The sequence below is a fragment of the Bacillus sp. A01H genome (assembly GCF_045277205.1).
Taxonomy (GTDB): Bacteria; Bacillota; Bacilli; order Bacillales; family Bacillaceae_G; genus Bacillus_A; species Bacillus_A paranthracis.
Genome location: NZ_CP117702.1, coordinates 5,495,222 through 5,519,164, shown reverse-complemented (window position 1 = coordinate 5,519,164; position 23,943 = coordinate 5,495,222). Strand labels below are relative to the sequence as shown.

General features: G+C 34.0%; 20 protein-coding genes. 12 read left to right on the top strand and 8 right to left on the bottom strand.

The annotated features are described in order from the left end of the window. The first annotated feature begins 79 nt into the window (after positions 1 to 79). Complete coding sequence (galE, locus tag PSR14_RS29255) at positions 80 to 1,096, top strand: UDP-glucose 4-epimerase GalE (protein ID WP_048557324.1); 1,017 nt, start codon at positions 80 to 82, stop codon at positions 1,094 to 1,096. A 50-nt stretch (positions 1,097 to 1,146) separates the two neighbouring features. Here galE and pelG read toward each other — a convergent pair whose 3' ends face one another. From pelG to PSR14_RS29230, 5 genes are read right to left on the bottom strand one after another with little or no spacing between them, the layout of a single operon-like run. Continuing rightward, entirely contained in the window at positions 1,147 to 2,601 is a 1,455-nt protein-coding gene (gene pelG / locus PSR14_RS29250; protein WP_098486879.1) for an exopolysaccharide Pel transporter PelG, read from the bottom strand. Next, a complete protein-coding gene (gene pelF / locus PSR14_RS29245; protein ID WP_098486880.1) occupies positions 2,589 to 4,010 on the bottom strand; it encodes a GT4 family glycosyltransferase PelF in 1,422 nt (473 codons plus the stop codon). Before pelF ends, pelG begins: the two co-directional genes overlap by 13 nt. 3 nt (positions 4,011 to 4,013) lie before the next feature. Then, entirely contained in the window at positions 4,014 to 5,846 is a 1,833-nt protein-coding gene (locus PSR14_RS29240) for a DUF2194 domain-containing protein (protein WP_000715315.1), read from the bottom strand. After that, entirely contained in the window at positions 5,830 to 6,750 is a 921-nt protein-coding gene (locus tag PSR14_RS29235; RefSeq protein ID WP_000601986.1) for a lipopolysaccharide assembly protein LapB, read from the bottom strand. Before PSR14_RS29235 ends, PSR14_RS29240 begins: the two co-directional genes overlap by 17 nt. Then, on the bottom strand, positions 6,750 to 7,973 hold the full coding sequence (locus PSR14_RS29230; protein WP_098486881.1) for a nucleoside-diphosphate sugar epimerase: 1,224 nt from the start codon (positions 7,971 to 7,973) through the stop codon (positions 6,750 to 6,752). Before PSR14_RS29230 ends, PSR14_RS29235 begins: the two co-directional genes overlap by 1 nt. 289 nt (positions 7,974 to 8,262) lie before the next feature. Here PSR14_RS29230 and PSR14_RS29225 point away from each other — a divergent pair, with 289 nt between their 5' ends. The 3 genes from PSR14_RS29225 (at position 8,263) to PSR14_RS29215 (ending at position 11,094) form a co-directional block, all read left to right on the top strand. Beyond that, positions 8,263 to 9,081, top strand: coding sequence for an endo alpha-1,4 polygalactosaminidase (locus PSR14_RS29225; RefSeq protein ID WP_061184984.1), 819 nt, complete (start codon positions 8,263 to 8,265; stop codon positions 9,079 to 9,081). A gap of 435 nt (positions 9,082 to 9,516) precedes the next feature. After that, entirely contained in the window at positions 9,517 to 10,107 is a 591-nt protein-coding gene (locus tag PSR14_RS29220) for an AmiS/UreI family transporter (protein WP_000542569.1), read from the top strand. A gap of 105 nt (positions 10,108 to 10,212) precedes the next feature. Beyond that, positions 10,213 to 11,094 carry an NAD-dependent epimerase/dehydratase family protein gene (locus PSR14_RS29215; protein WP_033671957.1) on the top strand — a complete coding sequence of 294 codons (882 nt, stop codon included), beginning with the start codon at positions 10,213 to 10,215 and terminating at the stop codon, positions 11,092 to 11,094. Positions 11,095 to 11,182: 88 nt separating this feature from the next. Here PSR14_RS29215 and sodA read toward each other — a convergent pair whose 3' ends face one another. Beyond that, entirely contained in the window at positions 11,183 to 11,809 is a 627-nt protein-coding gene (sodA, locus tag PSR14_RS29210) for a superoxide dismutase [Mn] (protein WP_000094046.1), read from the bottom strand. Positions 11,810 to 12,024: 215 nt separating this feature from the next. Here sodA and PSR14_RS29205 point away from each other — a divergent pair, with 215 nt between their 5' ends. After that, entirely contained in the window at positions 12,025 to 13,095 is a 1,071-nt protein-coding gene (locus tag PSR14_RS29205; protein ID WP_098486882.1) for a nitric oxide synthase oxygenase, read from the top strand. A 363-nt stretch (positions 13,096 to 13,458) separates the two neighbouring features. Next, entirely contained in the window at positions 13,459 to 15,027 is a 1,569-nt protein-coding gene (locus tag PSR14_RS29200) for a BCCT family transporter (RefSeq protein WP_001242460.1), read from the top strand. Positions 15,028 to 15,139: 112 nt separating this feature from the next. On the opposite strand, the gene PSR14_RS29195 is transcribed toward PSR14_RS29200, so the two are convergent. Next, complete coding sequence (locus PSR14_RS29195; RefSeq protein WP_098486883.1) at positions 15,140 to 16,438, bottom strand: MFS transporter; 1,299 nt, start codon at positions 16,436 to 16,438, stop codon at positions 15,140 to 15,142. Positions 16,439 to 16,766: 328 nt separating this feature from the next. On the opposite strand from PSR14_RS29195, the gene lytS reads away from it, so the two are divergent. The 5 genes from lytS (at position 16,767) to PSR14_RS29170 (ending at position 21,905) form a co-directional block, all read left to right on the top strand. Beyond that, positions 16,767 to 18,536 carry a two-component system sensor histidine kinase LytS gene (lytS, locus tag PSR14_RS29190; RefSeq protein ID WP_000933576.1) on the top strand — a complete coding sequence of 590 codons (1,770 nt, stop codon included), beginning with the start codon at positions 16,767 to 16,769 and terminating at the stop codon, positions 18,534 to 18,536. Beyond that, positions 18,514 to 19,254, top strand: a complete 741-nt coding sequence (locus PSR14_RS29185) for a LytTR family DNA-binding domain-containing protein (protein ID WP_000921833.1) — start codon at positions 18,514 to 18,516, stop codon at positions 19,252 to 19,254. The genes lytS and PSR14_RS29185 overlap by 23 nt, the downstream gene beginning before the upstream one ends. A 132-nt stretch (positions 19,255 to 19,386) precedes the next feature. Next, positions 19,387 to 19,818 carry an antiholin-like murein hydrolase modulator LrgA gene (gene lrgA, locus PSR14_RS29180; RefSeq protein ID WP_000104902.1) on the top strand — a complete coding sequence of 144 codons (432 nt, stop codon included), beginning with the start codon at positions 19,387 to 19,389 and terminating at the stop codon, positions 19,816 to 19,818. 34 nt (positions 19,819 to 19,852) lie between these two features. Further along, positions 19,853 to 20,545, top strand: coding sequence for an antiholin-like protein LrgB (gene lrgB, locus PSR14_RS29175; RefSeq protein WP_000168869.1), 693 nt, complete (start codon positions 19,853 to 19,855; stop codon positions 20,543 to 20,545). 325 nt (positions 20,546 to 20,870) lie between these two features. Continuing rightward, positions 20,871 to 21,905, top strand: a complete 1,035-nt coding sequence (locus PSR14_RS29170) for an AI-2E family transporter (protein WP_001166015.1) — start codon at positions 20,871 to 20,873, stop codon at positions 21,903 to 21,905. Between the two features lie 278 nt (positions 21,906 to 22,183). On the opposite strand, the gene PSR14_RS29165 is transcribed toward PSR14_RS29170, so the two are convergent. Then, positions 22,184 to 22,657 carry a hypothetical protein gene (locus tag PSR14_RS29165; RefSeq protein ID WP_000735636.1) on the bottom strand — a complete coding sequence of 158 codons (474 nt, stop codon included), beginning with the start codon at positions 22,655 to 22,657 and terminating at the stop codon, positions 22,184 to 22,186. 318 nt (positions 22,658 to 22,975) lie between these two features. Here PSR14_RS29165 and msrB point away from each other — a divergent pair, with 318 nt between their 5' ends. Continuing rightward, on the top strand, positions 22,976 to 23,941 hold the full coding sequence (gene msrB / locus PSR14_RS29160) for a peptide-methionine (R)-S-oxide reductase MsrB (protein ID WP_000261258.1): 966 nt from the start codon (positions 22,976 to 22,978) through the stop codon (positions 23,939 to 23,941). Positions 23,942 to 23,943 lie beyond the last annotated feature (2 nt).

Genomic DNA, 23,943 nt, shown 5'->3' with positions numbered 1-23,943 from the left:
CGCATATTAAACATAGGATAAGAAATATGTGATATACTTTGAGAAGTTTATAATGAATGAAATATGGAGGACTATAATTATGGCAATACTTGTAACAGGTGGAGCAGGGTATATTGGTAGTCATACATGTGTAGAATTACTAAATAGCGGTTACGAAATTATAGTAGTTGATAATCTTTCGAATAGCTCGATAGAATCTATAAATCGAGTGAAAGAAATAACAGGAAAACAATTTAAGTTTTATAAAGAAGATGTTTTAAATCAAGAAGCACTTGACGCAATTTTTGAAGAAAATGCAATCGAAGCAGTTATTCACTTTGCAGGATTTAAAGCTGTAGGGGAATCAGTAGCAATTCCATTAACATATTATCATAACAACATTACGAGCACTTTAGTGCTATGTGAAGTAATGCAGAAACATAATGTAAAGAAGATGATTTTTAGTTCATCCGCAACTGTATATGGTATCCCGGAAACGTCACCGATTACAGAGGAGTTTCCATTAAGTGCAACAAATCCATATGGTCAAACGAAATTAATGATTGAGCAAATTATGCGTGATGTAGCATTTGCAGATAGAGAATGGAGTATCGCATTACTTCGCTATTTCAACCCATTTGGTGCACATGAAAGTGGACGTATTGGAGAGGATCCAAATGGAATTCCAAATAACTTAATGCCATATGTCACACAAGTGGCAGTAGGTAAGCTAAAAGAATTAAGTGTATTTGGAAATGACTACCCAACGAAAGATGGAACAGGCATCCGTGACTACATACATGTTGTAGACTTAGCAAAAGGTCACGTAAAAGCGCTAGAGAAAGTACTGAATACAACAGGAGTAGATGCTTATAATTTGGGCACAGGTACAGGGTATAGTGTACTTGAGATGGTTGAAGCATTTGAAAGGGTTTCAGGAAAAAAGGTTCCTTATAAAATTACAGAGCGTCGTCCTGGCGATGTGGCAATATGTTTTGCAGATGCATCAAAGGCAAAACGTGAACTAGGATGGGAAGCAAAACGTGGATTAGAAGAAATGTGTGCAGATTCTTGGAGATGGCAATCAAATAATAAAAATGGCTATTTGGAAGTTTAATATGTAGATACAAAAAATGACCTTTGCATGAGCAAAGGTCATTTTTGTATTTATTTCCCGTTAAGTTTATTAGCTAATTTGGTAAAAAAGGTCCGCTGTTTTATAGGAATATTTGACTGGCAAAATGTATAATAATCAATATCTTTAATGTAAGTAAAGAGTCTAGAAATAGCATATAGGAATGTAATAGAAGATCCAACTGCGAAACTAATGCCGTAACCATTGAATCCAAATGGAAGCAGGATAAGGCTTAATAACAAGTTTGCAAAAAAGAAAATAGCTGATGTTCGAAATGCCCCTTTACGATCCTCAAAGTATAGGAGTAGTAATGTAATAACGAGCACCATTCCATTTGCATAAGCACCAACTATAGTTAGTTGCAGAATAGAGTAATTAAGTGTTGTGTTTCCAGATTGCGAACTAAACATCCATATTATAAAAATAATAAGTAAGGAAAAAATACCTTGATTACGAAGTATACGTTCCATTTCCTGCTTTAAGACAAAGTTCATGGAATCTTTTAATTGTAAAAGCGTATGTAATGTTCCGCCATTGTTTATCGAACCGAAGAACTTTTTATATCTTTCATAAAACCTGGTTTCAATGGATACTACAAAGAAAATATAGGTTGGGATAATACTTAAATACGCCCAGAAAACAGCAGTATCATAAATTTGATGATAAATAAATGTGTTTTCAATATTTCCCCGACCGTCTCCAAACCAAATAACAAAATTACATACCCAAATACCCACATTGTAAAATAGGCTTGACCAAAATAACTCTGGATATTTATCTAAATAAGAAAGAAAGGTAAATTGTTCAGTAGCATCGCTATTTGGAAACATTCGTACAATAACGATACTTAACCATACTAGTGTAATGAAAGTACCAATTGTAAAAGAAATTAAAAGCAATAGGGCAGATCCGTGTTCTAACCCAAGTGTAGGGTGCCAGTAAGCTATTAGGATAATTCCTAATAGGGAAAAAATGGATCCGATTAAAAATGCCAGTGCAATTGATTGATAATCTTTAGCTGCTGTTAAATAAATGGACTGAATCCAAATGATATTTAAAGCTAAAAATAAAAATAGCATCACGATTTTATAATATAAAGCTAACGGTGTGAAAAATGCAAACAAAAGCCATAACATAATAGCTAAAAAAAGTGTGATCTTCGTCATTCCTAAAAATGAAGAAAATACTTTATCAGCTTTTTGTTCGTATAAAAGGTCAGCTACATATCTAGTTACAATGAGCTGCAATGCTCCGTAAATAATTTGAGAAAAAATAAAGCAATATGAAATTGAAATAGTGAAAAGACGCTGTTCTTCAATTGAAATAGAATGAAATAAACTCAAAATGAATCTAATAGTTGTTACTGCTAAAATAACGACTAACCAAGGACCAGCTGTAACAAATAACGAAAATCCATAAGCTTTTACCCTTGAAGAATAGTAGTCTTCCTGAAATAATTTTTGTAATCGAAATCCTATACCTGCCATGTTTTCGCACCCCTTTCTAAATAAAGCTTACGATAACTATCAACAACACCTGATAATTGATAATATGCTTCAATACGATTACGCCCATTGTTTCCGAATTGTTGAATGGATTCAGGGTGGCGATAATACCATTCTAAGTGGGTGGCAACTTGTTCAGGAGATACAGGTGGTACAACAAAGCCACATTGGCCATAAGGATCTTCATCTTGTCCATAAATTAACTCCTTACAAGAACCAACGTCTGTAACAACCCATGGTAATCCCGATGCCATTCCTTCTAACATAGCTAGTGGTTGCCCTTCAGATATGCTAGTTAATACGAGAATATCCGTTTGTTTTAAGTAATCTTTAATGTTTACTCTGCCAGTCATTATTACATATTCTTTTAATCCAAGTTGCTGAATTAAATCACGACATTCTTGGGCATACTCTGGTTCTTCTGTATCAGGACCTAATAAGTAGAAGATAAACGGAATATCTTTTTCTAATAATAATTTAGCTGCATAAATCATTGTTTTTACGTCTTTAATTGGCACAACTCGTATAATAGCAGAAATAATGAGTTTATCTGAATTATGTTTTGGCTTACGTAGCCCTTTATAGTCAGATAAAGTAACACCATTTGGAACAATTTTTAGTTTATGGGCCGGAGCTCCTAGTTCTTTTTGATATGCACTATTCCGTCCGAATAACGTAATCACATCAGCAGCTTGTTCATATGCTTGGTGAGATAAATGATGGAAGAAAGAAACCCATCTTTTTTTGTATTCGATTGGTATCCAAGTTGATTGGAGTATTTCCTCTTCACGTTCCCGAGAATAAATACCATGCTCTGTTAGAATAAATGGTATGTCAGATTTGGCACTGATTGCAGCTCCAAGAAGCCCACCATAGCCTGTAGATACAGAATGGATAAGATCTAATTCAGGAAAATCAATTTGTAAAATTTGAATGATTGGTGTGAACATAGATCTCCACATCCAAAAGTAATTTAAGAAAGAACCACTACTTTCTTCATACAAATAGCTTTCTTTCACTATTTCATAAAATTCACGACTTTCGAAGAAGGAATGTAGTGTTCCTAGCTTTTGCTTGTTCCCTAATATTTGTAATGCTTCTGTGTCGTTAGCTTGGAATGTAAACCATTTTTGAAGTGTTTGTACTTCATCAGTCGTTAAATTGGTTTTTATATGGTTTGAGTCACTTTCTGATTGTAAGGGAATCATAATGATATCTTTTACATTTTTAGGAATTTCATATTGATATTCCTCTTTTGTTTTTATTTGCGGTACGATCGCAAAAATGGTGAATTCATGTTCTTTAAATTGTTGGATAATCATTTGTACCCAACTTGCTACTCCGCCACTGACAAAAGGATAACTTCCTTCAACGACTAAACCTATTCTCATCTGCTATACCCCTTTAATTGGAATTGTAGCGTTAGCTTGTTTTAATATAACGCTATAAATTTGTGAATCTAGCTTTGTAACTGTGCCGTATGGGAATGAACCGGTTTTCAATTTTTTCCCTTCTTCCACACGTATAATCGTTGCAGTGTGGTTTGGTAATCCTTTATATGCAATGTGAACAGCATCATCTTCATAAGAAACAGCTAAATCACCGGTTTGATAAATTTTCATGGAAGCAGTTGCTTCACTTTGTGTCATACTTTTTATATAAGGATATCTTTCTCGTATTTCTTTAATTGTCGTTTTATAAGCTTTAAATAATTCTTCCCACGTTAAATTACCCGAACGTTTTTCATCAAGGATATCATCTGGATGGACGAAATGTGAGATAACCCCTAAATTTGCAGTAACATCAGCTAAAATAAATTGTTCTTCATCTGAAATAGCATAGCCACTCGTAATACGTGGGAAGTGATAAATATTTTTGTTGTGCTCGTCTGGTCCAAATTCTTGAATTAAACTGCCGTTACTTTTACTTCCCACATATAGAGAAGCAACTGTTTCCATAGTTGGGACCGCGTCGTTTAATGCACTTAATCCAGTTGTATTTATAATATTGGATGGTGGTACATAGGTTTTTAGTTTTTCGTTTGGAAAGAAGTTATACACGAGTTTTTGTAAAGTATCTAAGGATCTCTCCATATCCTCTTTTGAATTCCATGGAACATATTCAAGCGCTTTATCTACTGGGTCTGGTGGTAATAATAAAGGTTGATGGTTATAGCCATGAATACCGATTTCTCCACCGTGACTTAATAATTCTCTCCCAAATAATAAATAGGTATTTCTATTTTTACCTGTAAAATTTTCAAAGGGTGGCGTTACTTTATTTTGATATGTCCCAATTGCAACCCCTGTATATTTAATATCAAGCTCTTCAGAGATATCCTTCATATTTTTCCACCAATGTTTTTTATAAAATTCTTCAACAGAAATTTTTTCTGTTGTTAAGTTTTTTAGTTCTCCACTTGGAATTGGAGATGGGAAGTCATCGATATACATAATCTCCGCTCCAAGTTGTACTGTAGCGAAAGTCGGGAAAATAGTACCCAGTGATTGAACGAACATACCTCTACCTAATTTATCGTTCAATGCTGTTGTATTCCAATATAAGACTTTTCCTTCACCGTAGTCATTGGTCCAAAGGATGGGAGTATCTTCTGCAGTAATCCAAGTATTAGTTGTATTCTCATCTAGCGTAATATTCATTGAGCTATGAGTGAACAATGGAGAAGAACTTGAGAGATCAGGATAACCAGGGAATAAAACTTCTTCAAAGGTTAATCCCTTCACATCTTTGAAGCCTTCTTTTTTTGTAATACCAAATAATGTGTTCCAGGAAGAATCTGAATCAAGTCGGTTTGCGATAATAATTCTTCCGCCCATTTGTACAAAATTTTGAATATCGGCTTGTGGAAGTTGCGCCATTATTTCACCTGTAATAATAATTCCTGTATAGGGAGAGGGAGTAAGTCCCTTAATTTCATTAGCTGTAATATTTTTATAGTGTAGGTGTGCGTAATCCATTGCCTTTTTCGTATTAAATTCGACTTGTTGCCCTAATGTATTATCCGTTTTTAAAACGTATAATTGCATTTTTTGTCCATTTTGGGCTACATCTTTTGCTTTGAGTGTTTTAACAGTATCTGTTTCTTTAGTTTTAGGAACAGAAAACTTTTGATAGAAATTTTCTGTTCGATATATAAGGATGGATATAATTAAGAGAAATAAAATGATACTAACAATTCCGATATATATATTAATCCCCTTTTTCAATGTGTGCGCCTCCAAACTGCCTTACAAATAATTGATATTTACGCGGTAGTATATGAACTCTTTTTGCAGCTGCTAGATTATTGATTAAGTTATAGAGCTCGTCCCATAACTTTTGCTCATAATATATTTCAAGTAACCCAACGTAACCGTAATATGATTCAGGATAGAAATGAATAAGATTTAAAAATTGTTCTTCAGACTTTGCATATTGTTTTGTATGTAGAAACAGATTTCCAAGGTGGAAAGGATAAAGAGGTTCGGTAGGGAATAGTTCTACACTTTGTGTAATAAAATTCATAAATTCGGCGATTATTTTTTCCTTTTGCTGATTAGAAAGAAGACCACTGTCTACATATCTTAAATAGTTAGAAACCAATTCTTTTGCAATTTCATTTTGTGGATTTTGTAGGAATTGCTTATTTAAGTATTCGATCTGTTTTTCGTACCGTTCATTTAGTAAATTAATAGTAGTTGCTGCGTAATGTACAGTTTCAGGATCTTTATGGTGAATGGCTTCTTTCAATAAGCCTCCTTCATTGGAAATAGGGGAGGAGCTTAACTGTACAATGAGTTGTTTATGTAATTCAGGCTTATCTAGTTCTAATCCAGAAGAAAATGAAATTAGGTCCATATCTTGTTTTGCTGATGCCAAAATATCTTCATAATGATCAACTTGAAAGGAAACATACTCAGAGTATTGCTGTAACCACTCGGTCTTGGAGCGTCTTATATTCAGTAATAACATGATTGCTGATACAATAAGTCCGACAAGCGGGAAAAGGAGAGAGATAATCAAGCAAAACTCAATAATTCCTTTCTTATCTTCAGTAATCAAACCTTTCGTAAATCGAAATAAAAGAAAAACCAAAATAGCATAAATAAAGTAAAGAAGGAGTAAAATCATTAGAATACCACTCCTTTAGAAGAAAGAGCGTTTTGTATACGAGTTTTGACTGGTAATAAAAATTTTTCTTCAGTGCCAGGTAATAGAATCATAACTTTTTGTTCGGTCGTACTATAACCGAATATATCAATATCACGCAAATGATCTTTTAAAATAGAATTTATCATTTCTAAGGAATCTTGTGGAACAGTAAATTCAAAATAGGAATATGGATAAGATAATGTTTCGTAACGTTTCTTTTCTATTTTTAGTAAATGTTCAAATTCATCTTCATAATAAATGCTCGTTTTAGGGAATGTACGATCCTCTTGACTTGATAGCCAAAGATTAGAAGCGTTTTGTAAACGATCACCCATCCAGCGTAAATACCATGTGAAAAGTTCGAATTGCTCAGAAGTTACTTTTGAAAATTCAATTTCGTCTAATATAATGACATATTGTACATCATCTTGGAATAGGACGGGACCAACTAAAAGTGGAGCGTCTTGAAAATCCTCTTCTGTACGGAAAAAAGGTCGATTATGTGCTAGAGCATTTTTGATGACTAGCGAAGCATTTTTAACAAAAATGGATTGAGGTAAGGTATTTTTACCAGTTTCTGCTCTTAATTTAATACGAAGTGATTGTTTATTGTTATCGACGTGATAGATACCAATTTTTTTTGCTCCGAAATACATTTTTAATACATTTATCCCCTCATCGAGTACAATTTCAGGATGTGTATGATTTAAAGCTTTAAACATATGATACATTTTAGATAAGTGATTATTTGATTCAAGTACACGAGAACGTAGTGTAATACGTGTTTCATCCAATTGTTTCACAACATATTTTAATTCTTTATTTTCGGCTTTTGGCTCATTATTTATCATATGTACATCTTCATACCGTTCCTTTTGTGCAGTACTCATTAGTCCACAACATAAACTAATAACAAGTAAGAAAATCCAATTAATCCAGTAATCTAATGAATAAAAGTACAGTAATATATCATCTTCCTTATATATACCGCTTACAAAAATATAAATCATTGCTTCTAGAAAGGTGAAAAGGGCGATAGATATGCCATACCGGCTAGAAATAATTAATGTAATAAATAAGAGTAAGAAGTATTCATACGTTGGTGTTAGAAAATCAGTTAGTATTGAGAGAAAAAATAGAGCAATAAAGAGAATCGTAGGTTCAATCATTTTTTGTAATAAATTAGATTGTCTATAGTGCATAAAAAATCCCTTCTTTCGTTTGCAAATTTAATTTTGAGGAATAGTACACTGAAATAAAATACATAATTTAAAAGAATTATTTTAAAATATATAAAGCCCAAATCATTTTATCAACAGAGATGTAGTAAATTCAAGTGAAATAAATTCTAATTTTTGTTAATGTATTGTATTTATTGGGATTTTTATTAAATATCGAGCTTGAAAAAATGTAAAATGTTATTGTATTACTATACTTGTATTAATATTTAAAATGATAAAAAATTACAGTTTTATAGGGGGGAATATTATTATGGAGTGGAAACGTTCCATATGCTTTTTAGCTATATTTTCTTTTGTTTTTTCCTCAAGTACATCCACCCAAGCAAATGTCGTGGAACCAGTTTTAAAAAATGTACGAAGTTATAAAATTTATTATGGTGAAGCAAATGAGCAAGTAATTGAGGGACTTTCAAAGTATGACATGGTCATTATAGAGCCATATGCATTTTCGAAAGAGCAAGTTCAGCAATTAAAAAAATCAGGAACAGTAGTCCTTGGGTATGTTAGTGTTTTAGAATTAGAATCGTGGCATAAATCGCAAGTAGTTGAATCAGACTATTATTATCGAGACGGTAAGAAAATGAAGATTGAGCAGTGGGATACATATATTATGAATTTAGCTGATGAACATTACCGACGGATTGTTGTAAATAAAGTGAAACAGCAAGTTATTGGAAAAGGAATAGACGGTGTGTTTTTAGATACCGCTGGTGATATTGACGACTATTTTTATGATCAGCCAGTTACACAAGGGAAATTTCGCGAAGCATATGTAAATTTATTAAAAGAAATAAAAGGTGTTGATTCTGATTTGCTTCTTATACAGAATTGGGGATTTGACACAATCAAAAATACATCCTTGAATTTTATACATGGTGTATTGTGGGAGGACTTCAATAAACAAGTTATTACGAAAGATGAATGGAGTCAAAATTGGATGCACTATTTTAAACAACAAAGTAATAAGATTGTAACGTTTACCGTTACTCCAAATACCGTATCTAAAAAATATAGTTCTATAAATGGATTTATTCCTACAATTAATCCGAATGATATTTATGATAAATAGCAATTATTAGGGATGAGAAACTATCAATATTGAATATGAAAGTTTAGGTCAGTATACGATTATCTTATAAAGATGAATGTATTACTGACTAGCTCATTTTATAATATTCCATGTTAGAAATTAGTAGAATAAGATAGAAAAAGTGCATTATCCTATTAATTTTTATAGAAATAAAAAACGTAATATTTAAAATAACATCAATACTTGTGTCATGGTTAGAGTACGTTTATAATCAAGGAATCCTATTAATGTTCTGATAGGGTTATTTATGATTGAAAGCGTTTTAAATTTGGCGTTCTTTAAGGTATGAAGTCTGACCTATTTGGATTAAAAATTATGTATGTAGTTTTAAATAGGAAGAAAAATAATAAAGAATTACTTTATATTGTGGGGAGGTTAAAAGTGTGAAAGGGAAAGACTTTCACACGAATACATATGGGTTACGTAGGATTATTACTTTCGGGTGCAGCTTTATTTTTAAATAGTCTCGTTATATTAGGAAAAGCAGAGATGAAAAGTGCAGGTGTTTTTAATTTATTTGTGGGTGCACTACAAATTATTATTCCGTTCTATTTAATCATGATTTCTGATCAAAGTAATTGGACGGTATATTCATATGCAGCTACTTTCTTATTCGGATTAACCTATTTATATGTAGGTGTTACTTTTATAAAAGGAATGGATAGTAGCGGTTTAGGTTGGTTCTGCATTTGGGTAGCAATTATTGCTTTATTCTATATGGTTGTTTCATTTGTTCAATTCCACGATGTTGTGAATGCATTAACGTGGTTTATGTGGGCATTACTTTGGTATTTATTCTTTGTATTAAATACACAAAAAAAGAACATCAATCAATATCTTGGAAGGATTGCCTTCGTACAATCATGGGTAACATTGACGTTACCTTCACTCTTTTATTTTATGGGAGTATGGGGAGAGGGATTCGTATATGAATTATGGGTTTATGTATCTGTAATTTCTATTTTATACTTCTGTTATTGTATTTATAAATATCGAGTACGTTAATATATTATTTGTAGAAAAGCATGGAATCGTTAAACGAATTCCATGCTTTTTATATGTTAGCATTTATAATAGAGAGGTAGTATTTTACAATTTTCTAAAATGGGGATGATAAAGTTGAAAAAAGTATTGGTGCTAGGGGGAACTAGATTTTTTGGTAAACATTTAGTAGAAACACTTTTGCAAGATGGGCACGATGTAACGATTGCGACGAGAGGAATTACGGAAGATTTTTTTGGGAGTAGAGTAAAAAGACTTATTGTAGATAGAGAAGATGAAAAACAACTAACAGAGCGTCTAACAGATAAAAGTTATGATATTGTATACGATAATTTATGCTATAGCTCGAATGCAGCGAAGATAATATGTGAAGTGTTACGAGGGAAAACGAAGAAATACGTTATGACATCTTCAATGGCTGTCTATGAACCAACACTAAGTTTATCAGAAGAGAACTTCAATCCGTACGAGTATGCAATTGCGTATGGAGATAGGAATGACTTCAATTATGGTGAAGGAAAGAGATTAGCCGAAGCAGTTGTATTTCAACAAGCAACATTTCCAGTTGTTGCAGTTCGTTTTCCAGTTGTTATTGGAGAAAACGATTATACGAAAAGGTTACAATTTTACGTTGAACATATTGTGAGAGAAGAACCTGTCGCAGTGAATGATCTAGATGGAAAATTGTCGTTTATACATGAAGAAGAAGCCGGGGAATTTTTAGCTTGGTGTGGGATGAAAGATATAGAAGGGCCAATTAATGCTTGTAGCAACGGGGTAGTTTCTACTCGGGAAATTATTCATTTTATAGAAGAAAATACGGGAATAAAATCACTCATTCAAGAAGGAGGAGATCATGTAGCACCTTATAATGAATTGACTAATTGTACATTACATAATGGAAAAGCTAATGAATTAGGATTCCCGTTCCGAGGGTTGAAAATAGAAATAGAAAAAGTATTACGTTATTACATACATGCAATGAAATGATCATAAATCCCCCGGTGGCAATCCGGGGGATTCTGGAGGATTTCGACAATACTAATTTTACATTACCAAACTTACCTTATACGCACGACTAATGTTTTTGTGATTGAATTGCTTGTAAATATTTTTCATTTACCCGGTCCCAGTTCACTGTATGCCACCAGTTGGTAACAAATTCTGGGCGACGATTTTGGTACTTTAAATAATAGGCATGTTCCCATACATCAATGACAAGTAATGGAATTTTGCCTTCTTGCAAAGGTGTATCTTGATTAGGTGTACTCATTACAGTAAGTTCTTCACCATCAAGGACAAGCCATCCATAACCACTTCCAAAACGACTAATTGCTGCTTTAGACAGTTGATCTTTTAAGTTGTCAAAGGTATTGAAATAATAATCAATTACTTTTGCAACGTCTCCATTAGGCTCGCCGCCACCCCGTGGGCTCATTACTTCCCAAAAAAGACTATGACAATAATGTCCACCACCGTTATTTCTGACAGCTGTAACAATTTCCTTTGGTAAAGCTTCTAAATTACATAGTAACTCTTCTAAAGATTTATTATGTAATTCCGAATAGTTTTCTAATGCGGCATTCAAATTATTTACGTATGTCGCATGGTGCTTTCCATGATGAATAGAAAGTGTATTGCTATCGATATATGGCTCTAGTTCATCATAGTCATATGAAAGCTTTGGCAATTGAAATGAAGACATGACATTTCCTCCTTTCTCTCTAAAAGTTGGTCTAGGTAAAAATAATTTACCTGAGTAAAAAATACACCTATTTTTCATGAAAGTCAATAGTAATCTCTTAATTTTCTGAAAGATAGTACAATAAAAGTAACACTTCGACTTTCGTTTGTGACTCTTATTCTTTTTGCTTATACTGTAAAGTAATAACGTTTTGTTGAAATAGAAGGAGATCGCTTATGAGTAAAACGAAGCAATTAATAGAGGAAGCGAGTCATTTTATTACGATTTGCTATAAAGAGCTTAATAAAGAACAATTCATAGAAGAACGCATGAAAGAAATTCGAGTTGAAATAGAGAAGACGGGGACGTATGAACATACATTTGAAGAACTTGTTCACGGATCGCGAATGGCATGGCGCAATAGTAATCGATGTATCGGAAGACTATTTTGGAGTAAGATGCACATATTAGATGCACGTGAAGTAAATGATGAGGAAGGTGTATATAATGCATTAATTCATCATATTCAATATGCAACGAACGACGGAAAAGTGAAACCGACCATTACAATTTTTAAGCAATATCAAGGTGAAGAAAATAATATACGAATTTATAATCACCAATTGATTCGGTATGCAGGATATAAAACAGAAATGGGAGTGATTGGTGACTCTCATTCCGCTGTGTTTACAGATTTTTGTCAAGAACTTGGCTGGCAAGGAGAAGGTACGAATTTCGATGTATTGCCACTTGTGTTTTCTATAGATGGAAAAGCGCCGATATATAAAGAAATTCCGAAAGAAGAAGTAAAAGAGGTGCCAATTGAACACCCAGAATACCCAATTTCGTTACTTGGAGTAAAATGGTACGGGGTTCCAATGATTTCAGATATGCGCTTAGAAATTGGCGGTATTTCCTATACAGCAGCTCCGTTTAATGGATGGTATATGGGAACAGAGATTGGGGCACGTAACTTAGCGGATCATGATCGCTATAATTTACTTCCAGCAGTTGCGGAAATGATGGATTTGGATACATCAAGAAACGGTACGTTATGGAAAGATAAGGCATTAGTTGAATTAAACGTGGCTGTTTTACATTCCTTTAAAAAACAAGGAGTCAGTATTGTTGACCATCATACTGCGGCGCAACAATTTCAGCAATTTGAGAAGCAAGAAGCTGCTTCCGGTCGTGTTGTAACGGGCAATTGGGTGTGGCTCATTCCGCCATTATCTCCAGCTACCACTCATATTTATCATAAACCGTATCCGAATGAAATTTTGAAGCCGAATTTTTTTCATAAATAGTTTGTAGTATAGGGCATTTTCTGTAAAAATATAATTTTTTTTAACTACTGTTACGTAGCAAATGGAAGCCTTTACCCTCGGTTATTTTTGGAAGGAGCTTTTTGAACCAAGGAGTTCCTTATGTTATAATCAAATTTCTGTTTCGAAGACCTTATAGAAATATAAGGTCTTTTATTTTGCTTTTTTATGTAAGAGGAATAGAAATTTTCTTTTAAATAAGGGATTTAGCATATTTTTAGGGACAACATAAGTGTGTAGTAAATAGATAAATTATTATGCTTATATAATCATTGTGTTTTGGGTGTAAACAATAAAACATAATAAAGTTGTTTTTTTAGATTGCTGAGGAAGGAGGAAGTGTAAATGAGGATGAAGAGTCGAAAAACGGATTGGCCTGTATTTCTTATTAGTGGTGGTTCGCTTTTATTATTTGTAATTGCGGTTTTCTTAAATAAAAATTATGTAGAGGGAGTCATTAATAGCAGTTTTGCAGCTTCAATTAAATATTTTGGTGCCTTCTGGCAAGTTTTATTAATTGGTACATTTATTGTTGCAATGTGTATGGCGTTCTCGAAATATGGAAGAGTTAAACTTGGGGGATTAGAAAAACCTGAGATTAGTACGGCAAAGTGGCTTGCTATTATTATGTCGACATTACTTGCCGGAGGTGGCGTTTTTTGGGCAGCTGCAGAGCCAATGTACCACTTGATGACGGTGCCGCCGATACATGAAGGTATATCTGCTGGAACGAAAGAAGCAGTAATGCCTGCTTTAGCACAAAGTTATATGCACTGGGGTTTCCTGGCGTGGACGATTTTAGGTACAATCAGTGCGGTAGTTATGATGTATGGGCATTATCATAAAGGTATGCCGTTAAAACCTCGAACGCTTTTATATCCTATTTTTGGTGAGAAATTGCGAAAGAGTTTGCTTGGAACAATGATTGATGCATTTGCCATTATTGCGGTAGCTGCAGGGACGATTGGACCAATCGGATTTTTAGGCTTACAAGCAAGTTATGGCCTACAAGCATTGTTTAATATTCCTGATGTTTTTACTACTCAATTAGCAATTATTATTTGTGTAGTTGCGGTTTCTACTATATCTGCAGTAACAGGAATTAATAAAGGGATTCAAATTATAAGCGATTTAAATGTTAAATTAGCGATTTTATTAATGGTATTTGTATTATTATGTGGACCAGGTGGATTTATTATTGATTCGTTTGTATCTTCGTTTGGATTTTATATAAATGAATTTATTCCAATGAGCACATACCGCGGTGATACAGGTTGGTTAGGATCGTGGACAATCTTTTTCTGGGGATGGTTTATTGGATATGGACCGATGATGGCAATTTTAGTGAGCCGCATTTCAAGAGGAAGAACAATTCGAGAAATCATCGTTGCAATTGGAATTATTGCACCTATTATTACAACGTTTTGGTTTACTATACTAGGGGGATCAGGTGTGTTTTATGAGTTAATGAATCCTGGTTCTATATCGACCGCATTAAGTGCATCTGGTATGCCAGCTGCTATGATTGCAATTACAGAGCAACTGCCGCTCTCTCATATTATTGGACCGGCATTTCTTTTATTAACAATTTTATTTGTAGTGACAACAGGAGATTCAATGGCTTATTCGATTTCGATGGCAGTGACTGGAGACGGGGATCCTAGAATTAGCTTACGAATTTTTTGGTCGCTTATTATGGGAGCAGTTGCGGCAATTCTTTTATACATGGGTGAGGGAAGTATTAATGCATTGCAATCATTCATCGTAGTAACAGCTGTCCCAGTATCTGTTCTGTTGTTCCCAATGCTATGGCTAGCCCCTAAAGTGGCAGGGGAACTAGCATTAAAACAAGGTATTGTAAAAGAAGAAGAGCAAACTTCTTTCTTGTTCCAAAAAGCTAGTAGATCAAAATAAATAATTGTATATTTTATATCAAAAGAGGAAGCATTTCATTAGAGATGCTTCCTCTTTGCTATTTATATAACTATCTTTCTTGAAGGAAGATCGTACACTGTGTAGTTTCAATCTATTCTAATACTTTATCCTTCGTCTCTGGGACAAATAATAGCATTGTAACTAAACCGATTGGATAGATAATGAAGATAAGAGATAATGCTCCCATTACATTACCACCTGCAGCAAGTAATCCGATAATAACAGGTCCAAAGCCAGCTAAACCACGTCCAGTACCGAAAATAAAGTTTTCTGCTGTAGAACGAGCTTCAGCGGGATAGTTTTCAGCTAAAATTGCTCCGAATCCTCCCATCATGCCATTTGCAAAGAATCCAAGCAATGCACTTCCCCATAGCAATAATGTTGAATCTGTGAATAAGAAGAAGTAAATGAGACAGTATATAGTACCACCAACATAATAGATTGTAAAAGTTTTACGGCGACCAATTTTATCGGCTAGAATACCAAAAGTTGCAATTCCAATGAGCATGCCAATCGTAGAGATGAACATCCAACCGCTCGCTTTTGCTAATGTGTAGTTATATTTATTCGCCAAAATAGTTGGCATCCATGTAAAGATTCCATAGTATCCGAAGTTCTGGATGAATGACATAATAATAAGACCAATTGTTGTTAGCGTTACTTTTTTATTTGCAAATAGCTTTCGAAGTGGGAACTTTTTCATTTGTTTTAATTGCTCTGCCTCAGTAGTTGTTAAATTACCTTCAGCTTCTTTTTGTAACAATTCTTTTTTGTATCGTTGTTTTTGTTCCCATATTTTCGGTTCACTTAAACTTTTTCGGACATAGACAGCTAGTAGTGCGGGAATGAGTCCAAATAAGAAAACGGCTCTCCATCCAAAGTGTGGAACGATAAATGCTGGTAGGAGTGAAGCGACTAGTACGCCGAATTGCCATCCAAGTGCCACAACGGATGTTGCCTTTGCGCGCATTTCTTTCGACCATGTTTCAGTTACGATGGCCATCCCAATTCCGAATTCACCACCAACTCCCATTCCTACTAAAAAGCGAAGAATTAATAATTGCCAATAATCTGTTGCGAAATAAATAAGTGCTGTCGCGAGTGAAAATAGTAAGATTGTGAAGGCCATCGTACGGATACGCCCCAATAAATCAGCAATAAATCCAAATAAATAAGACCCAATTAGCATTCCTATTGTAGTAGCTAAAGTTAAGTTCCCACCTTCAACAGGGCTTAAATGAAATTCTTTTAAAATGTAGACGAGTACGAAAGATAAGAGCAACATATCTAAGCCTTCTGCTGCATATCCTAGCGCAGACCCAAATAATGTTTTATATCTTTTCTCTTTCGTCTCCTCTGTTGTTGATTGTACATCAGTAGTGACGTTCATCATTATTCCTCCTTATTTTCTTCTACAGTCGCTATGGAAGAATAACAAAAGGCCTTCTCACCTGATATGATGAGAAGGCCAAAAAAGCATACGTATTCCTAGAAAAGAACATACGTATATTGTATTCCGACTTCCTTCTCAACCTCACGGGGTTGGGTTAAAGGACTGTATTATATTACTTTATTTTTAGCACTCTTCTATTAGATTGTCAAATAAAGAGGGAATTGTTATGTGTAAAATATTGCAAAAGGTATTTCATTCTTCTTGACGCCCACTTCACTATTTTCCGATAATAAAACTAACTACTATAAAAAGGAATGAATCACAGATGCTAAATTTAGTACTTATGATGATTGAACGCGTCGGACTTATTGTTATTTTAGGATTTTTACTTTCGCATATTAAAACATTTAGGCGCCTCCTTCATAAGCAAGATGGTTATGTAGATAAGCTTAAGCTTATTTGTATTTTTTCGGTGTTTACAATTGTAAGCAATTACACTGGGATTGAAATAGCGGGTAATACGATTATGAATGAAAATTGGCTACAGGGTGTTTCTTCATCGAGCACAATCGCGAATACACGTATTATGGGTGTTGGAATTAGTGGATTGCTTGGCGGACCTATCGTTGGAATTGGAGTAGGATCGATTGCTGGTATTCACCGTTATATGCTTGGCGGGACGACTGCACTAAGTTGTGCAATCTCTTCAATTTTAGCGGGGGTTATAACAGGTTATATTGGATACATTTTCAAAAAGTATAATCGTACAATTACGCCTAAATTTTCAGCAGTTTTAAGTGTGTTTATCGTTTCTTTAGAAATGATTATGATCTTATTAATTGTAGAGGATGGAATGAGTATTGTGAAAACAATTGCGATACCAATGATCCTTGTAAATAGCTTTGGAAGTTTTATTTTACTTTCTATGATACAAGCTATTTTGCGCCAGGAAGAGAATGCAAAGGCACTTCAGACTCATAAGGTATTACGTATTGCAGATAAAACGTTACCGTATTTTCGCCAAGGCTTAACAGAAGAATCGTGTAAGCATGTGGCACAAATTATTCACCGCTTTACAGGAACTGATGCGGTATCCTTAACAGATACAGAGAAAATATTAGCTCATGTTGGATTAGCATCAGATCACCATATTCCTTCACATAGTTTAATAACTGGTTTGTCGAAAGAAGTGTTACACACAGGAAAAATAATGAAAGCAAAATCACGTGAGGTCATTAATTGTCAACATGAAGGATGCCCTTTGCAAGCGGCGATTGTTATTCCACTAACTTCACATGGAAATACGATAGGGACATTAAAACTGTATTTCAAAAACCCTAACCAGTTAAGTCGTGTGGAAGAGGAATTAGCAGAAGGGTTAGCAAAAATATTCTCTACACAACTTGAATTAGGGGAAGCTGAGTTGCAAAGTAAATTATTGCAAGATGCGGAAATAAAGGCATTACAAGCACAAATTAACCCACACTTTTTATTTAATGCGATTAATACAGTATCAGCTTTATGCCGAACAGATGTAGAAAAAGCAAGGAAGTTATTATTACAGCTTAGTGTGTATTTCCGTTGTAATTTACAAGGGGCACGTCAGTTATTGATTCCACTAGAACAAGAATTAAACCATGTACAAGCATACTTATCGCTAGAACAAGCAAGGTTTCCAAATAAGTATGAAGTAAAGGTGTATATTGAGGATGAGCTAAAGACAACTTTAGTACCACCATTTGTTCTTCAACTATTGGTTGAAAATGCGTTGCGACACGCCTTTCCGAAGAAGCAACCAGTATGCGAAGTGGAAGTGCATGTTTTTGAAAAAGAGGGTATGGTTCATTTTGAAGTAAAAGATAATGGGCAGGGAATTGAGGAAGAACGTTTAGAACAATTAGGAAAGATGGTAGTTTCGTCAAAGAAAGGGACTGGAACAGCTTTATATAATATTAATGAACGTCTTATTGGGTTATTTGGGAAAGAAACGATGCTTCATATTGAAAGTGAATTAAATGAGGGGACAGAGGTTACTTTTGTTATTCCGAAAAAAGTAGGGGAGGAAGAGCAGATTGTTAAAAGTACTAGTAGTTGATGATGAAATGTTAGCACGTGATGAACTAAAGTATTTATTAGAGAGAACGAAGGAAGTTGAGATAATTGGTGAGGCTGATTGTGTAGAGGACGCATTAGAAGAGTTAATGAAAAACAAACCAGATATTGTTTTCCTAGACATTCAGTTATCTGATGATAACGGATTTGAAATCGCGAATATATTAAAGAAGATGAAAAATCCACCTGCCATTGTATTTGCGACTGCCTATGATCAATACGCGTTGCAAGCATTTGAAGTAGATGCGTTAGACTATATTTTAAAGCCATTTGATGAAGAACGTATTGTACAAACATTAAAGAAGTATAAAAAACAAAAGCAGTCGCAAATAGAAACGAAGCAAGAAATAAAAGGGGCAGATGTAACGGCAGATATGCATAAATTAGCATTACCAATTGAAGAATCAATCGTACTTGTGAATATTGAAGATATTATATATGTAGGACTTGTGGATGGAAAAGTAACAGTAAAAACAATGAGGGACACATATATAACACACGATACACTTGTGATTTTGGAAAAGAAGTTGCCACAAGCAAGTTTTATGCGTGTTCATCGTAGTTTTATTGCAAATATTAATCACATTACTGAAATTCAGCCATGGTTCAATTCTACTTATAATTTAATTATGAAAGAAGGATCAAAAGTACCTGTTAGTCGTACATATGCAAAAGAACTCAAGAAGCTGCTTCGTATTTAAGAAGCAGCTTTTGTATTTCATCCTTTTATATTTGTAACTGATTCTGTATATTTGACGTTCTGTTATGTAAACGCTTACTAAGGCGGTTATATCCTATACAATAAAGGTACCAAATCGAAAGAGGTGGCAAAAATGAGTACGAAAAAAGTATATAGTTTCTTATCACAAGCCTTCATATTCTCAGCTATTATGTTAATTTCTAATATTATTGCAACACATTTACCAATTCCGATGCCTTCATCGGTAATCGGGTTAGTCATTTTATTTAGTCTATTATGTTTAAAGGTTATTAAATTGGAACAAGTTGAATCACTTGGAACAGCTTTAACAGGTATTATCGGATTCCTTTTCGTCCCATCAGGTATTTCGGTTATTAATTCTCTTGGTGTAATGGGACAATATTTTGTACAAATTTTAACTGTAATTGTTGTTGCAACAGTTATTTTACTCGCTGTAACAGGATTATTTGCACAATTTATTTTAGGAAAAGATAAAAAAGAAACAGAAGATACAAAAGAATTGAAAGTAGTAAATAAAGGACGCAAGCACGGAAAAGTTGCGTAACCATTTTAGTATATATTGTTAGGAGGGAATGAACATGGCAAGCACAATGACTCCATATTTCGGAATCGTCGTTTCATTAATCGCATACGGAATCGGAACATTATTATTCAAGCATTCAAAAGGGTTCTTCTTATTCACACCATTATTCGTAGCGATGGTATTAGGGATTGTCTTTTTAAAAGTAGGTAACTTTACTTTCGAAGAATATAATACTGGTGGAAAAATGATTAGCTTTTTCTTAGAGCCAGCAACAATCGCGTTTGCAATTCCATTATATAAACAAGTGGATAAGTTGAAAAAATATTGGTGGCAAATTTTATCAGCTATCGTGGTTGGATCTATTTGTTCAGTAATTGTCGTGTTCATTGTTGCAAAAGCAATTGGCCTAGATACAGCAGTAATGAATTCAATGTTACCACAAGCGGCAACAACAGCAATTGCATTACCAATCTCTGAAAGTATTGGTGGTATACCAGCAATTACATCATTTGCAGTAATCTTTAACGCAGTCATCGTATACGCATTAGGAGCGTTATTCTTAAAAACATTTAGAGTGAAACATCCAATTGCAAAAGGTTTAGCACTTGGAACAGCAGGTCATGCATTAGGAGTGGCAGTAGGAATTGAAATGGGTGAAGTAGAGGCAGCTATGGCAAGTATTGCTGTAACAGTAGTTGGAGTTGTAACGGTAGTTGTCATACCGATGTTCATGCCATTCATTGGATAGTAAAACTTACTTGAAAAATGAGAAAAGCAAGCTATTTGTAGGACAGATTTCTACTGATAGCTTGCTTTTTATGTTACAGTAGTGGTAAGACCTATTGTGACAAAATGTAAGTTTCCTTAAATCTTCATTAATACTGTGTAGAATACGTTTTGAATTAGGTCATTGTATTGTAAAATAAGAAGTAAGCTACTATAGATCTGCTAAGGTAGGCGTATAATGAGCTTATAAAAATCTTAATATGAATGAATAATTAAAAGTAGAAAAGAGAGAAAAATCTACTTATTAACGTTTTACTTTATAGGACAGGAGAGAGTACTCGTCGATTATGCAAATAAAAAACCTGTTTCAAAGCAAAGGATTTCAGAGGTTACTCGTATTAGTAATACTTGCCCTCGTGTTATACGGGCTGCAAAGTATGTTGAATTTAATTTTAATTACGTTTATTCTTACGTATTTAATGGATCGATTCCAAAAGTTTATTTCCCGCAAATTAGATCATTTCATGCCCATTAATCGAAAACTCATTATAGCATTTCTATATGTCATGTTAATTGGTGGAATTGCTATTACGCTATTTAAATATTTACCAGTATTAACGATACAAATTTCACAATTGATTTATCAATTTAACGTATTTTTAAGAAACCCACCGGACAGTGAATTAATTAAGTATGCAGTTAATGCTGTTAATCATATGGAACTTTCGAAGTATGTAGGACAAGGCGTTGACATTTTGTATAAATCGATTACGAATGTTGGGAAATTTGGCCTTCAAGTGTTACTTTCTTTAATTTTAAGTTTATTTTTCTTATTGGAGAAAGCTCGTATCGTTGCTTTTACTGCAAAATTTAAAGAGAGCAGACTTGCAATTTTCTATACTGAAATCGAGTACTTCGGTAAGAAATTTGCACGTTCATTCGGAAAAGTAATTGAGGCACAATTTTTAATTGCAGTTGTTAACTGCGTTTTATCCGTTATTGCATTATGGATATTAGGATTCCCACAATTATTAGGTTTAGCGTTAATGATCTTCTTACTTGGTTTAATTCCAGTAGCTGGGGTTATCATTTCGTTATTCCCGCTTTGTATGATTGCTTACAATATCGGCGGTATTATGTACGTTGTTTATATTTTAGTTATCGTAACAGTCATTCATGCGCTTGAAAGTTACGTGTTAAATCCGAAGTTTATGTCACAAAAAACAAACTTACCAATTTTCTATACGTTTATGGTATTAATCTTCTCGGAACACTTCTTAGGTGTATGGGGATTAATTATCGGTATTCCAATCTTCATTTTCTTATTAGATGTCTTAGATGTGACAAGTGATGAAATGGAGAAGGACGCTGGGAAAAAATAAAGTGAAGTAAGAAATGAACTGTACCCTATAAAGTGGATAATTTAACAAAAGAATTCTCCTTTGTATTTCATTAAAAATAATTTTGCTCATTTCCTGTATCTCACTTTTATCATCGTTTCCATTATTAATGAGGAATGAGCGTGAAAATGCACCAAACCCCCAAATCATAGACTTTTTTAGTGTCCATGATTTGGGGGTTTATTTATTATTAACGTAAAGACAATTTAATTAATAATTATATATATTTATATATAATTAAATAAATATATTTTGTGATCTTAAAACCCTTCTGGAAATGCCCTTGCCGCAAATTTAAATGAATCAACACCGCCATGATCAGTATATGCAGAGATGGTATATTTTCCACTTGATACCCAATCTGACCAACTAGTACTAAAGTAAAGAGTTTTTTGTGCCCCTGGACTTATACTTTCTTGATAAAGCGTATGGCCTGCTGAATTTATAAGTTTATAGCGTAAAGTACTTGGCCCTGTGTTTTGAATCCAAAATGTAAGGTCATCGTCAGATTTATTCCAAAAATAACCGGACCCAGAGCCATGATCAAAGGAGACTGTTTGACTCCCTAGTAATATTGATGATGAATACATGATGATTGAATCATCGCCATTTCCTAGCTGAATTTCTGTTACTTCAGGAGTTTTATTCATGTGCGTTTCTGGTACTGATGCTGCAGCTGTCCCTGTTCCAATTAAAGATAAAGCGATTGCTGGTAATACTAGTAACTTTTTCATTTCACAAATTCTCCTTTTAAAGTAAATTAATACACTTTATGATTTTATTTTCAATAAATGTATTTGTAATTCCATATTATTAGAATTAGATTTTAAGGCAAATATATAAATATTTATTTTGCTACTAATAAATAATACTTTTCATTTTCAAGATTCCTTAAAACCTCGTAAATAAAGTCAAACTTTAATCATTGGAGGTTTTACTGTCCGTTACAAAGGAGACAGATTAAAAAAGCATCGATGTTCGATGCTTTTTCTTTTATAACATGATGTTTCTTATGCCATACTGTAAGGAGAAGATAGAATAGGGGTGAAAGAATGGTTGTAAATGAAAAGGTAGAATTAGCTACATTTGCTGGAGGGTGCTTCTGGTGTATGGTTTCGCCATTTGAAGAGATGGAAGGAATTATAAAGGTTATTTCTGGCTATACAGGTGGTCATAAAGAGAATCCAACATATAAAGAAGTATGTTCAGAAACGACGGGACATTATGAGGCAGTACAAATTACATTTGATGCAAATAAAATGCCGTATGAGGAGTTATTAAATATATATTGGAGACAAATTGATCCGACTGATGTAGGCGGGCAATTCCATGACCGTGGACAGTCTTACGAAACAGTGATTTTTTATCATAATGAAGAACAACATAAAAAAGCAGAGGCTTCAAAAGAAGAGCTTGCAAGGAGTGGGCGCTTTTCAAAGCCGATTGCGACAAAAATATTGCCAGCTGCTACGTTTTATCCCGCAGAGGAATATCACCAAGGATATCATAAGAAAAATGAATTCCGCTACGAGTTATACCGTAAGGGCTCAGGGCGAGATGCGTTTATTAAGCAACATTGGCCAAAGGATAATGCTCATTTAAAGGAAAAACTCAGTGAGATGCAATTTTATGTAACACAGGAAAATGGTACAGAACCACCATTTCGAAATGAGTATTGGAATCATAAAGAAGAAGGTCTTTATGTAGATATCGTTTCAGGTGAACCTTTGTTTACTTCTCTAGATAAATTTGATAGTGGATGTGGATGGCCTAGTTTTACGAAGCCAGTTATGTCAGCTAGTGTGAAGGAAAAAATGGATGTGAGTCATAATATGACGCGTACAGAAGTGAGAAGTAAGGAAGGAGATTCACATCTCGGCCACGTATTTCCAGATGGTCCAGGACCAAATGGACTTCGCTATTGTATAAATTCAGCAGCTCTTCGATTTATTCCAACAGAGGAATTAGAAAAAGAAGGCTATGGTGATTTCCTAATCTTGTTTGGAAATAAAAAATAACC

Excerpts from the sequence above, each read along its gene's own strand:
- PSR14_RS29235 (WP_000601986.1), bottom strand. The coding sequence starts at position 6,750 with ATGATTTTACTCCTTCTTTACTTTATTTATGCTATTTTGGTTTTTCTT.
- galE (WP_048557324.1), top strand. The coding sequence starts at position 80 with ATGGCAATACTTGTAACAGGTGGAGCAGGGTATATTGGTAGTCATACA.
- sodA (WP_000094046.1), bottom strand. The coding sequence starts at position 11,809 with ATGTCTTCATTTCAATTGCCAAAGCTTTCATATGACTATGATGAACTA.
- PSR14_RS29165 (WP_000735636.1), bottom strand. The coding sequence starts at position 22,657 with ATGAAAAAGTTACTAGTATTACCAGCAATCGCTTTATCTTTAATTGGA.
- lrgB (WP_000168869.1), top strand. The coding sequence starts at position 19,853 with ATGGCAAGCACAATGACTCCATATTTCGGAATCGTCGTTTCATTAATC.
- PSR14_RS29215 (WP_033671957.1), top strand. The coding sequence starts at position 10,213 with ATGATAAAGTTGAAAAAAGTATTGGTGCTAGGGGGAACTAGATTTTTT.
- PSR14_RS29195 (WP_098486883.1), bottom strand. The coding sequence starts at position 16,438 with ATGAACGTCACTACTGATGTACAATCAACAACAGAGGAGACGAAAGAG.
- PSR14_RS29200 (WP_001242460.1), top strand. The coding sequence starts at position 13,459 with ATGAGGATGAAGAGTCGAAAAACGGATTGGCCTGTATTTCTTATTAGT.
- PSR14_RS29205 (WP_098486882.1), top strand. The coding sequence starts at position 12,025 with ATGAGTAAAACGAAGCAATTAATAGAGGAAGCGAGTCATTTTATTACG.
- PSR14_RS29225 (WP_061184984.1), top strand. The coding sequence starts at position 8,263 with ATGGAGTGGAAACGTTCCATATGCTTTTTAGCTATATTTTCTTTTGTT.
- lytS (WP_000933576.1), top strand. The coding sequence starts at position 16,767 with ATGCTAAATTTAGTACTTATGATGATTGAACGCGTCGGACTTATTGTT.
- PSR14_RS29170 (WP_001166015.1), top strand. The coding sequence starts at position 20,871 with ATGCAAATAAAAAACCTGTTTCAAAGCAAAGGATTTCAGAGGTTACTC.
- msrB (WP_000261258.1), top strand. The coding sequence starts at position 22,976 with ATGGTTGTAAATGAAAAGGTAGAATTAGCTACATTTGCTGGAGGGTGC.
- PSR14_RS29220 (WP_000542569.1), top strand. The coding sequence starts at position 9,517 with ATGGGTTACGTAGGATTATTACTTTCGGGTGCAGCTTTATTTTTAAAT.
- lrgA (WP_000104902.1), top strand. The coding sequence starts at position 19,387 with ATGAGTACGAAAAAAGTATATAGTTTCTTATCACAAGCCTTCATATTC.
- pelF (WP_098486880.1), bottom strand. The coding sequence starts at position 4,010 with ATGAGAATAGGTTTAGTCGTTGAAGGAAGTTATCCTTTTGTCAGTGGC.
- pelG (WP_098486879.1), bottom strand. The coding sequence starts at position 2,601 with ATGGCAGGTATAGGATTTCGATTACAAAAATTATTTCAGGAAGACTAC.
- PSR14_RS29230 (WP_098486881.1), bottom strand. The coding sequence starts at position 7,973 with ATGCACTATAGACAATCTAATTTATTACAAAAAATGATTGAACCTACG.